The sequence below is a fragment of the Nitrobacter sp. genome (genome assembly GCF_051535235.1).
Lineage (GTDB): Bacteria > Pseudomonadota > Alphaproteobacteria > Rhizobiales > Xanthobacteraceae > Nitrobacter.
In genome coordinates this window covers 1-11871 of the sequence record NZ_JBPPLZ010000016.1, presented here as the reverse complement: position 1 = coordinate 11871, position 11871 = coordinate 1, and the positions used below count along the sequence as shown (strand labels likewise).

The following is an 11871-nucleotide window of genomic DNA, read 5'->3' as shown; positions in this document are numbered from 1 at the left end:
CACGCCGCGCTCTGGCTCCCCCTCATCCTCGCCGTCACACTCTGGCCGCTCCGCGCCATGAAATCCCTCCTCATCAGCCTCCAGTTCCACCACAAAGCCGCAGAAGCAAAACCCGTCCGGCAAAATCGATGACAGATAATAAGAGCCGACGCGGATTCGGCCTCGGCGTCTTCACGCTGGTCATGATCGGTGTGTTGATCGGTCTCGGCGTATGGCAACTGCAGCGTCGGGTCGAAAAGCATGCTCTTATCGCTGCCCTCTCCGAGCGTCTTGCGGAAAAGCCATCCGCATTGCCGAACCCGTCGGACTGGGCGGCGTTGTCGCCGGCCAAAGACGAGTTCCGCCGCGTGAGCTTTTCCGCGATCTACGAGTCGCAACCCGACGTGATGGTCTACACCTTCGCCTCGGCGGTGCGTCCCGATGTCGGGGTCGGTACCTGGGCATTTCTCCCGGCGCGGCTGCCCGGCGGCGGCACGGTCGTTATCAATGCGGGCTTCGTGCCAAACACCGTCCAGGATCGGAGTCAGCAGGACCGCGCGGTGAGTCCGCTGGTGACCGGTCAGCCCGTCACGATGACCGGCTATCTCCGCTTCCCTGAGAAGGCCGGCCTGCTGACGCCGTCACCCAGCCGCGACAAGCGGCTATGGTTCTCCCGGGATATCGGCGCGATGGCTCAGGCTCTCGGCTGGGAAAACGTTGCACCCTTCTACATCGATCTCGAGACGCCGGTGCCGGCGAGTGGTGTCCCGAAGCCTGGTCCGCTCGACGTGCATCTGAAAGACGATCACCTGCAATATGCCATCACCTGGTTTGGCCTCGCGGCCGCGCTGATGTTCGCCTTCGGTGTGTGGTGGCGTAACCAGCGGCGCTCCACCTAGTTCGCAGATTCTTCCGCCTGCCATTTGTACGAATGGTCCGCGCTGCGAATTCAGGTCTCGCTAAAGCATTTTCGCGTCGGATTGAATCAGACTGAAATCCCAGATTGTTGTTTGACGCGGCTTCTTCACGCGCACGGTATGCATCCTCGGGGCTTGACCCGAGGACGGAAGCCGGTTCGCGTCAAGAAAACGTGTTAAATCAAAATCATAGAGCCACGCTCCTGATTCCGTCAGAAGCGGAAAGGCTCTAGGTCAGGCGATAATAGCGGTCGAACATGACCCACAGCGTGCCGCCAACCAGAATGAGAAGCACGACGGCCGCGAAGCCGAGCACGGCCAGTTTGTTCTGCGACGATGATTTCAGGTCGATGCGCAGGAAGTACCGCAAGTAGACGACAACTTGTGCAATCGCAGTAAAAGCGATGATGACAAAGGTCTGCGTCGGCGGCAGCGCGCGAGCGGTCACGAGGCCGAATGGAATAGCAGTCAGGACTGATGCCAGGGCGATCCCCGCTAAACATGACTTCGTCGTGACGTCCTTGCGATGCTGCATGGCGGGTCCGTCCGGCGATGGCGCCGCGGCTGTCATGCTAGAGCGTTTTCGAGCGAAGTGGAATCCGGTTCGCGTGAAGAAAACGCGTCAAATCAAAAAACTAGAGTCTTTTACCGTTTCCATGAACGGTTAAAGACTCCAGCTGGAGCATGATCCCGAAAACCGGTTTTCGAAACGGATGATGCTCAAAGATAAGCGACGAGTCTGATTCAACGCAGTTGAAACAGACTCTAGAGAAACGCCGGGAGATAAACGAGGGAGAAGATAGTGATCCAGACGATCACCAGGAAATGCCAGAACAGGCCAAGCCGGTAGACCCGTGAGGTGGCGAACGGGGTCGCCCCGCGCAACGCGACTTCGCATCCCAACAGGACGATCCACACCAGGCCGATGCTCACGTGAGCGCCGTGGGTGCCGACCAGCGTGAAGAAGGCCGAGAGATAACCGCTTCGCCATGGGCCGGCGTCGGCGACGGCCATGCCGTAGAATTCCGCGATCTCCGCGGCAATGAAGCCTGATCCGAGCAGGAACGTCACGCCCAGCCAGAGCACCGCGCGTCGACTTCGCCCGGCTGCGAGTGCAACACTGGCGAAACCGAATGTCGCGCTGCTCGCCAGTAGCACCATGGTTTGGGCGAAGATGTGCCGGAGGCTGAACAACGTATGCCCGGCGGGCCCGTCGGCCGTGCTGTGGGCCATCGTCACAAAGATCGCGCAGAGCAGCGCGAAGACGATCGCATCGCCCGTCAGGCAGATCCAGAAGCCGTAGTTTTTCTCCTCGATGGCGCGTTCGGCTGCCCCGGCTTCGGTCTCGTCGTCATTGTCCGCGGTGATAACGGTGTCGGTCACGTCGACGTCCCAGGTGCGAGTGCGGCGGACATGGCGCGACGGTTCTCGATTGCTTCGACTTCGCTCGCCGGGATGCGATGTCCGGCACGATCCTGGAAAGTCTGCGACAGGACCGCAGCAAACATGCTCAACCCGCCCACGGCGGCCAGCCACCAGATTTGCCAGATCATCGCAAAGCCGAAGACGAACGACATCGCGCCGAGCACGATTCCGGCGCTGCTGTTGTTGGGCATGACGATGTCGCGGAAGCGCGAGGTTCCGTGGCGCGCCGTTTCCGACTGCTTTATCGCCCACCATGGATCGATGCCATGCACCCGTGGCACGACGGCGAAATTATAAGGCGCCGGCGGCGAGGCGGTCGCCCATTCGAGCGTTCGGGCGTTCCAGGGATCACTGCCAGAGACGGCAAGTGACGCGCGGTTGCGGATGCTGACGGCGATCTGGACGGCGAGGAATGCGATGCCGCACAGGATGAAGAGGACGCCGCACTGGGCGACGATCAGATACGGCTGCCAGTCGGCGACATCGGTGCGATTGAGGCGTTGCGGCATGCCCATCAGGCCGAGAACATACAGCGGCATGAAGGCCAGACAGAAGCCGACGATCCAGCACCAGAAGGCGCGCCGGCCCCATTTCTCATCAAGACGAAAGCCGAAAGCCTTCGGAAACCAGTACTGATAACCGGCGAAATAGCCGAACAGAGCCCCGGGGATCAGCAGGTTGTGGAAGTGCGCCACCCGGAAAGTGGTGTCGTGGATATTGGCCGGCGCCACGGCGAACAAGAAACCGGAGATGCCGCCGACGAGAAACGTCACGATAAACCCCAGCGTGAACAGCATTGGCACCGAGAGCTGCACGCGGCCGCGATACATCGTGAGCAACCAGGCCACGATCGTCACGATCGTCGGTACGGCGATCAGCGGAGCCGCGCTGCCAAAGAAGGCGTTGACGTCAGCGCCCGACCCGAGGGTGAAGAAATGGTGCAACCAGACGACCAGCGAGAGCACTGTGATCGCCGCAATGGAATAGATGAGGGGGTTGTATCCGGACAATTTCCTGCCCGAGAAGGTTGCCACCACCTCGGAGTAGATGCCGAACGCCGGCAGGATCAGGATGTAGACGTGCGGATGGCCCCAGATCCAGAACAGGCTGACATAATTTGCGACGTTGCCGCCGCCCTGGAGGCCGGTGAAAAAGTGCGTGCCGAGGTGACGGTCGAGACCGAGCAGGGCGGCGGCAACGATCAGGGCGGGATAGGCGAATATGATCAATATGCTGGTGCATAGCGCTGCCCAGGTGAACAGCGGCATCATCATCAGTCGCATCCCCGGGGCGCGCCGCTTGACGATCGTGACAAGAAAACTGATTCCCGCCAGCATCGAGCCGACGCTGCTGAGCAGGACCGCCCAGATCCAGTAGTCGACGCCGACGCCCGGGTTGAACTGCACCCCCGACTGGGGTGGGTAAGCCGTCCAATAGGCAGTCGAGAACTTGCCGACGACCAGCGAAATCATCACCAGGGCGGCGCCGGACACGGTTAGCCACAGGCCCGCGGAATTCATGAACGGAAACGCCACCCGGCGCGCGCCGATCTGCTGAGGAACGACGACGTTGAGCAGGCCGAGCACAAACGGCATCGCCACGAAGAACATCATGATGGTGGCATGGGACGTGAAGATCTGATCGAAATGATCCGGCGGCAGATAGCCCTGCGATTCGAATGCAAACGCCTGCTGGGTGCGTATGATCAGGGCATCGATGACGCCGCGCACCAACATGATCAGCGCCAGCGTCACATACATGATGCCGATTTTCTTGTGGTCGAGGCTCGTCAGCCATTCCGTCCACAGATAGCGCCATCGACCAAGCCAGGTGATGAGCGCGACCGCGCTGAGTGCAGCGAATACGACGGTCAGCGCACCTGCCATGGCGATGCCGCTGTAAAACGGCAGGGCGTCAATCGTCAGCTTACCGAGCATATCAATTGGTCTTCAGACAGGGAGCAATGCTGTCGCATTTGTGACGGAACTGGGCGATGCATTCTCCAGCGTTTCGAGAGTACCGGGTAGGACCGCGAGGTCAATTGAAATCGCGGATGTGGCGTCAGATCAATGCAAATGGCGTATACCTTGCTGAAATTCCATGTGAATTTTTATTGATCCCCGGTTCATGCGTGGTCCTGATCTGCCTTGCCGCGAGTGTCATCGGCTGGCTGCGCGATCCTCGCTTATAGCGGGTCCGACAGCGATGCGGGACAGTCGGCAGCCGTTTGCGAATGCGCGGCGTCTTGATCTCGCGCAACGCGACGAAGAAATCGGCCGTTTCATCCCGGAGGGATGATCTCGACGATGTTGTAGCGGGTTTTGCCGCAGACAACCTCACCTTTGTCGACCAGTTGCAGTGTGGGCCTCATCCGAGACAGAGCCTGCTCGTGCTCGGGAAGGAGAACTGCCATTGCAGGGGCGTTCAGTGCAGCCAGATCATCCAGCGAAACCGCGCTGATCGGTCCTTTCACGTAAACCAGCATGTTGTGATTGGTTGCATCCCCGTCCGCAACGTAAAGACGGCCCGGTCTCTGCCGGAGGGTGGCGGCAATCGTCTGGCCAGCCAGCCGGCTTTCCTGAAACAACTGCGGAGCGAACGGCATGACGACCCAGCTTCGAACCAGCAGGCCGCCAAAAATCGCACACGTCACAACCAGTGTCGACACGATGACTTTGCGGTGGCTGTGGAGCCAGTGCTCGAACATCAGTCCGCAAATGACAGCCAACGTCATGGTTCCCGGCATGGCGTAGCGCGCAGCCACTTTACCCGGCCAGAACAGGAGAATGAGCGTGCAAGCCGCGGAGTAAAGTATCGCGGCCAGCAGCAGGTCATCGCGCCTATCTCGCCATCTGCGGACGGCGATCACGATCGCGGGTCCAATCAGGATGGACCCCGGCAGGAATTCAACGGCCAGACTCTTGACGAAATCCAGATGCCCGAGAACCGTCGCAAGGCCAGCGGTCGTATGCGCCAGACGCGAATGAGCCTGCCAGGCCTCGATGTCGCCCGGCTGATAAACGAGGCCATACCAGCCGCCGATGATGAGTCCGGCACCAAGGTGCGCGGCGATGAATGCCGGAATCTGATGAGGCCGTTTCAGAAGGATGTAAGCGCCGACGCCGAGAGTGAAGTAAGCAACTTCCTGCGGTCCCTTCGTGAGGCCGGCGAGAGCAATCAAAACGCTGATGCAAAGCCATCGTCCGAGTGTTGTGGTGTCGCGGGTGCCTTGCCACCAGATGCAGAACGCGCCGAACAGCAGGACTGAAAGGACGATGTCAGGTTCGGCGTTGACGAACTTGGGCGCGACGACCGGCATGCTGATCCAGCAAAGCGCGCCGAAAATGGCGGCGCTTTTGCCGGTAGCGGATCGAAGAAGGCTGTAGATCAGCAGCGTTCCGGCAAGGAAGAAGCAAAGGTGAGGAATGCGCAATGACCATAGCGTCACGCTTCCCGTTGTTTCGCCAAGGAGCGCGGCTATCCACGATAGCAGAACCGGCCGCTCTGCGAATCTCTCGCCGTAAACGAATGGCGTCAGCCAATGACCATCCTCCAGCGCGCCGCGTGCGATGGCGATGATCCGTCCTTCCTCAAGGTTGGAAGCGCGGATGATGGCGGCAGGCACGGCCTGAACCAGAAAGAGACCGATGACCCACAGGATCGGCCATCGCGACCTGTCCAGACCGGAAAAGCGGGAGAGCATCCATTCCCCCGGGACAAACGCGATGTCCCATAACCGTCCCACGGCTGAACGCTCGCTGGCCTGATCCGAACCCATTGTGTTCCTCGAGGAACTCACCTCCACGGGGGCATTGGGAGGGTGCAGAGAACGATGCATTTGCGCATCATCGAGGGACAGCGGCGCGGCGACGTGGTGTCAACGATGCCGGGCGCGTCGCTGCTCAGTGCGACTTCATCGGGCTAGTCGTCTTGCGTGCCTTCAAGGTCTTTCACCTTGAGGCCATGCTCGATGAAGAAACGGTACTGTCTGGAATTTTCTTCGTAGAACGGTTTGTCCTCGACCGGGCCATACAGTTCGAAGGCGTAGTTGTTGAATTCGCCGGCCGGCGACTCGTCCTTGACCGAGGACATTTCCAGAATGACGCCAAAAGACGGAGCGCGCAGGATCTTCAATTGATCGATCAGCTTGGTCGCCGCCTTGACGCCGGTTCGCTGCAGCGTCACGACCGCGGGCGGCCAATTCTGGTGATCCGGAAATGAACATACGATCGAATACAAGCGTGTAGCGGCGGGCGGCGAATTGGGATCGTTCGGATTGTAGCTGCCCCGTTTATTCAGGCCCGAGGCAGCCACCGAGCGGCCGGTCCGCCAGGTCACGTCTTCACCGCTTTTGAGTTTGACCGTGAACTCGGTATCGGCTGGCGTCCAATGCTTGCCGTCGTCGGAACGAGCGAGGATTCCGCCGCCCGCTTCCCGCGGACGCCACAGGATGAAGCACCAGTTGATGAAAACCGGGCAAATGCGGACGGTCGGGCCCATGCTTCTGTCGAGCAGGCTGTGCCAAAACTCGCCCGGCCGAGCGTTCTCGAATTGAGCAAGCTCGGGTGAGGAGGCCTGCAGCAGTTTCAGTCGCGGCACTTCCACGTTGCCGAGGGTGCCAAGCCCCGGGTGGTCCTGAAGGAACGCGGGCAAGCGCGACTTAGCCATGAATATTCTCCTAGGTCGTGGGGCGGGAGGTTCCGGCGTATGATTGAGGATTCCGCACGCGGCTTCAATGAAATTGATGGATTTTGTTGCGTTACGGCTGACTGTTTCGAAGGGCGGCGTGTCCTCTCGGATCGACGGAACGAGACCGGGGCGCGGGCCGCGTCCTGCTCCGTCGCGCTCCGCGGCCAAAAGTCGCAATGGCCCGCTGTTTCCGGCGCATCGTATCGTTCCGTGTCCATCGCGCTGTGGCGCTTCGAGCGAATTTACTGCAGGTCAAGGTGGCAGCGGTTCGAGCGCTCGAGCGTGATGTCAAAATGATCCGGATCGTCCGATTTTGCGGTGATTCCACGGTGCGAGGTGCGAATACTTGCCCGCGTCATAGCGCACGCGTCCGCTGCGCGTGTTTTCTGCAGGTGGATGCGCCTGTAAGCGCGTGATAGATAACCGAGCAGGAAGCGCCATCCGACTGGCATGCCAGGACTGTCGATACGCTCGCGCAGGCCTGTAAATAAAGCTCCTGCTGTCATCGGTCGCGTCGTATTCGACGCTCAATCGCGAGCGAAAAAAATACACATTTCTGAGATCAACGCCCTTGCGCTTTCTAACGATTCTAGTCTAGCATAAACCTACCGTCGCCGATCATGTGGGTCTGAGAACGGCGGGTCACGAGCGGGAAACGTCTATCTAACATAAACTTAACACCCGCCCGATCATATGGATCTGAGGACGAGGGATCATGAGCAAAAAGCCCCTAGCGTCATGGCGTTTGATGCCACTTGTTGCGCTAGCTACGACTACAGCCATATGGGCAGCGTTGCCGAGCGTGGCTAACGCGGCCGATGCAGCGGCAGGTAAGAAATTATTCGACGAAAAAACGTGCGGCGCATGCCACACCATCGGTGGGGGGGATCTCGTTGGTCCCGACCTGAAGAACGTCACCAAAGAGCGCTCCAGCGAATGGTTGCATTCCTGGATTTCAGCGCCGGATGCGATGATCGCGAAAAAGGACCCGATTGCGGTCGAGCTGCTCGCCAAATTCCATGGCATGGAGATGCCCAATCTGGGCCTCAGCTCCACTGAAGTTGACAATATCCTTGCATTTCTGGGTTCTGGCGGAGGCGGCGGATCGTCGGCCGCTGCTGCGCCTGCCCTCAAGGGCAATGCTGAGAAAGGCAAAGAGCTCTTTACTGGCAACGAGCGGTTTGCGAACGGCGGACCGCCGTGCATGGCTTGTCACAGTACTGGCGGCCTCGGAGCCTTCGGTGGCGGGCATCTTGGCCCGGATTTGACCGAAGTGGCAAAGCGCCTCGGCGGAACGAGCGGATTGACTGCTTGGCTTGCCGGCTTGCCCACGCCGACCATGAAGGCGGTATGGACCAAGCAGCCGCCGACTCCGCAGGAACGTGCCGACGTGGCTGCCTTCCTGGCTCAGGAAGGGTTGGCGGTACGTTCGGCCTCTGCGATCTGGCAGCTGGCGGGTCTCACGGGTCTGGGTGCTGCGATCTTGCTTTTGATCGCGGGTTTCCGTTGGCGCAACCGGCTGAAGTTCGGCGTGCGGCGTCCAATGATGGCGACCCCCACGACCGGACGAAGCACCGGGCCTTACAATGGCGGTTGGTTCACGGGTACGTATGCCGATGGCTGGATCGGCAGATTTAAAGGTACTGACGGTAATAGGCCTCGCGGCCGGACGAACGCACCGAGGAGACACTAATGAGCTGGATACTTGATCTTGTTAATCCCCGGGAGCGTAAGTGGGAAGAGTTCTATCGCAACCGGTGGTCTCACGATAACGTCTTCCGCAGCACGCATGGCGTGAACTGCACCGGCGGCTGCTCCTGGGCGATCTACGTCAAGGACGGAATCATCACCTGGGAGATGCAGCAGACGGATTACCCGCTTCTCGAGCGCAGCCTGCCTCCTTACGAGCCGCGTGGCTGCCAGCGTGGTATCTCCGCGTCCTGGTACGTCTACAGCCCGATCCGGATCAAGTATCCGTACGTCCGCGGTCCGCTTTACGACATGTGGAAGGAAGCGAAGGCTTCGTTCCCGGATCCGGTGCAGGCCTGGGCCTCGCTGGTCGGAGACGAGCAGAAGCGCCTGCGCATGCAGAAGGCGCGCGGCAAGGGTGGTTACCGCCGCGCCAGGTGGGAAGAGTTGGTCGAGCTGATCGCTGCGGCCTGCTTGTACACCGCGCGCAAGCACGGCCCGGACCGCGTGATGGGCTTCTCGCCGATCCCGGCGATGTCGATGCTGTCGTATGCCGCAGGTTCGCGCTTCCTGCAGCTCTTCGGCGGCGTGAACATGAGCTTCTACGACTGGTACGCCGATCTGCCGACGTCGTTCCCGGAAATCTGGGGCGACCAGACCGACGTGTGCGAGAGCGCCGACTGGTACAATTCCAAGTTCATTGTTTCGATGGCTGCGAACATGAACATGACGCGTACCCCCGACGTGCACTTCATCTCCGAGGCGCGCACCGAAGGAACCAAGTTCGTGGTGCTTGCGCCGGACTTCAGCCAGATCGCCAAGTACGCCGACGAATGGATTCCGATCCAGGCGGGGCAGGACACGGCGCTGTGGATGGCGGCCAATCACGTCATCCTCAAGGAATACTACATCGATCGCCAGGTCCCGTACTTCATCGACTACGTCAAGCGTTACACCGACCTGCCGTTCCTGGTGGAGCTGGAGCCCAACGGAAACACCTACAAGACCGGACGGCTGTTGCGTTCGAACCGTGTTGCGCGTTACCAGGACGTCGAGAACGGCGACTGGAAGATGCTCGTCATGGACGAGAAGACCGGCGAGCCGCGCGCGTTCAAGGGACAGGTCGGCGATCGCTGGGGCTCCACCCACGGCAAGTGGAATCTGTCGGCGGAGGACACCCTGGACAACAGCCCGATCGATCCGGTGCTGAGCTTCATCGATAAATCCGACGGAGTGGTGCAGGTCGGCTTCGACGACTTCGCGAACGGCCGCGTCGTCTCGCGCGGCGTGCCGGTGAAGCGCATTGCCACGAACAAGGGCGAAGTGCTCGTCGCCACCGGATTCGACATCATGATGTCGCAGTTCGGTCACAGCCGCGGGCTGGAAGGCTCGTTCGCGACCAGCTACGACGACGAGGATGCGCCGTATACGCCGGCCTGGCAGGAGCGTCACACCGGCATCGGCCGCGAGACGGCGATCAGGTTCGCGCGTGAGTTTGCCACCAACGCCGAACTCACGAACGGCAAGTCCATGGTGATCGTTGGCGCCAGCGCCAACCACTTCTACTACAATAACCTGTGTTACCGCTCGGCGACCGTCGCCCTGATCCTGTGCGGCTGCTGCGGCGTCAACGGCGGCGGCATCAACCACTACGTCGGCCAGGAAAAGCTGGCACCGGTTGCGCCGTGGAACACGATTGCGATGGCTCTTGACTGGTCCAAGCCGCCGCGGGTCGTGCAGTCGTCGACCTGGCACTATGCCCATAGCTGCCAGTGGCGTTACGAGCAGGAGTTCACGGAGTACGGCCTGACGGCGCCGAATCCGCGCTGGGCCAAGGGTCACGCGATCGACCTGCAGGCGAAGGCGGTGCGTTCGGGCTGGATGCCGTTCACCCCGCACTTCAACCGCAATCCGATCGAACTCGCTTCCGAAGCAGAGCGGGCCGGTGCGAAGTCCAATGAGGACATCGTCACTCATGTTGTCGACCAGCTCGCCAGCAAGAAGGTCAACTTTGCGATCGAGGATCCCGACGCCGAGGAGAACTGGCCGCGGTTGTGGTTCATCTGGCGCGGCAACGCGATCCAGTCGAGCGCCAAGGGGCACGAGTACTTCCTGCGTCACTATCTCGGTGCGCACGACAACTCGATCGCCGAGGATCGTGCCAGGGGCAAAACGACCACGGTGAAATACCGTGACAATGCTCCGCGCGGGAAATATGACCTCGTTGTCGACATCAACTTCCGCATGAACACATCGGCACTTTATGCCGACATCGTGTTGCCGACGGCCTTCTGGTACGAGAAGAACGACCTCAATACGACGGACCTGCACTCGTTCCTGCATGTGCTGGGGCAGGCGGTTCCGCCGGTGTGGGAGTCCAAGACCGACTGGGAGATCTTCAAGCTGATCGCCAAGAAGGTCAGCGAGCTGTCTCCGCTGGCGTTCGCGAAACCGTTCCGGGACGTGGTCGCTCAGCCGCTGATGCACGATACCCCCGACGAAATAGCGCAGCCGGAGATTCTCGACTGGGCCGAGGGCGAGTGCAAACCGGTGTCCGGCAAGTCCTTGCCTCATATACGGGTGGTCGAGCGCGATTACGCCAACTTGTATAACAAGTTCATCTCGTTCGGGCCGAAAGCCCGGGAAGATGGTGTTTCTGCGGTCGGCGTGCAAATTCCGGTCAAGAAACAGTACGACCAGATGCTCGACAATCCGATCATGCCGATGCCCGATGCGCGGCATATGCGGTGTGTGGAGTGGGGCGGCAAGCGGTACCCGAGCCTCGAGGACGTGCTCGATGCGTGCAACACGTTGCTGATGTGCGCACCGGAGGCGAACGGTGAGGTCTGTTACCAGGGCTTCCATAACGAGGAGCATCACGTCGGTCTTCCATTGGTTGACATCGCTGAGCCCACTAGGGCTGTCTCGTCGACGTTCTACGACCTGACGCGTCAGCCGAGGAGAATCCTGACGAGCCCGTGCTGGACGGGTATGACCAACGACGGTCGTGCGTACTCCGCCTGGTGCATGAACGTCGAACGGCTGGTGCCGTGGCGGACGCTGACGGGCCGGCAATCGTTGTACCTCGATCACCAGTGGTACCTCGACTTCGGCGAGCACATCCCGACCTACAAGCCGCGGCTCAACCCGCGCAAGACCGGCGATATCGTGA

10 protein-coding genes are annotated in these 11871 nt (G+C 60.5%); 4 read left to right on the top strand and 6 right to left on the bottom strand.

Annotation, left to right across the window (positions count from 1 at the left end; all coding sequences use genetic code 11):
- Together ACS3WA_RS14770 and ACS3WA_RS14765 are read left to right on the top strand one after the other, a co-directional pair.
- Window positions 1-132, top strand: a 132-nt coding sequence (locus ACS3WA_RS14770) for a DUF983 domain-containing protein (RefSeq protein ID WP_438279268.1), incomplete at its 5' end; no start/stop codon positions are given.
- Entirely contained in the window at window positions 129-878 is a 750-nt protein-coding gene (locus tag ACS3WA_RS14765) for an SURF1 family protein (protein ID WP_438279267.1), read from the top strand. The genes ACS3WA_RS14770 and ACS3WA_RS14765, both read left to right, overlap by 4 nt.
- A 247-nt stretch (window positions 879-1125) precedes the next feature.
- Here the strand turns inward: ACS3WA_RS14765 and cyoD are convergent, their stop codons facing one another.
- The 6 genes from cyoD to ACS3WA_RS14735 form a co-directional block, all read right to left on the bottom strand.
- A complete protein-coding gene (cyoD, locus tag ACS3WA_RS14760; RefSeq protein ID WP_438279266.1) occupies window positions 1126-1431 on the bottom strand; it encodes a cytochrome o ubiquinol oxidase subunit IV in 306 nt (101 codons plus the stop codon).
- 230 nt (window positions 1432-1661) lie between these two features.
- The gene (locus ACS3WA_RS14755; RefSeq protein WP_438279265.1) at window positions 1662-2279 is read right to left on the bottom strand and encodes a cytochrome c oxidase subunit 3; all 618 of its coding nucleotides are present in this window, start codon (window positions 2277-2279) and stop codon (window positions 1662-1664) included.
- On the bottom strand, window positions 2276-4258 hold the full coding sequence (locus tag ACS3WA_RS14750) for a cbb3-type cytochrome c oxidase subunit I (protein ID WP_438279264.1): 1983 nt from the start codon (window positions 4256-4258) through the stop codon (window positions 2276-2278). Before ACS3WA_RS14750 ends, ACS3WA_RS14755 begins: the two co-directional genes overlap by 4 nt.
- 344 nt (window positions 4259-4602) lie before the next feature.
- The gene (locus tag ACS3WA_RS14745; protein WP_438279263.1) at window positions 4603-6099 is read right to left on the bottom strand and encodes an ArnT family glycosyltransferase; all 1497 of its coding nucleotides are present in this window, start codon (window positions 6097-6099) and stop codon (window positions 4603-4605) included.
- A gap of 143 nt (window positions 6100-6242) precedes the next feature.
- The gene (locus ACS3WA_RS14740; protein WP_438279262.1) at window positions 6243-7178 is read right to left on the bottom strand and encodes a hypothetical protein; all 936 of its coding nucleotides are present in this window, start codon (window positions 7176-7178) and stop codon (window positions 6243-6245) included.
- A gap of 74 nt (window positions 7179-7252) precedes the next feature.
- Window positions 7253-7516, bottom strand: a complete 264-nt coding sequence (locus tag ACS3WA_RS14735; RefSeq protein WP_438279261.1) for a hypothetical protein — start codon at window positions 7514-7516, stop codon at window positions 7253-7255.
- Window positions 7517-7725: 209 nt separating this feature from the next.
- Between ACS3WA_RS14735 and ACS3WA_RS14730 the strand changes: the two genes are divergently transcribed.
- On the top strand, window positions 7726-8703 hold the full coding sequence (locus tag ACS3WA_RS14730) for a c-type cytochrome (RefSeq protein WP_438279260.1): 978 nt from the start codon (window positions 7726-7728) through the stop codon (window positions 8701-8703).
- A partial coding sequence (locus ACS3WA_RS14725; protein ID WP_438279259.1) for a nitrate reductase subunit alpha occupies window positions 8703-11871 on the top strand: 3169 nt, incomplete at its 3' end. The genes ACS3WA_RS14730 and ACS3WA_RS14725, both read left to right, overlap by 1 nt.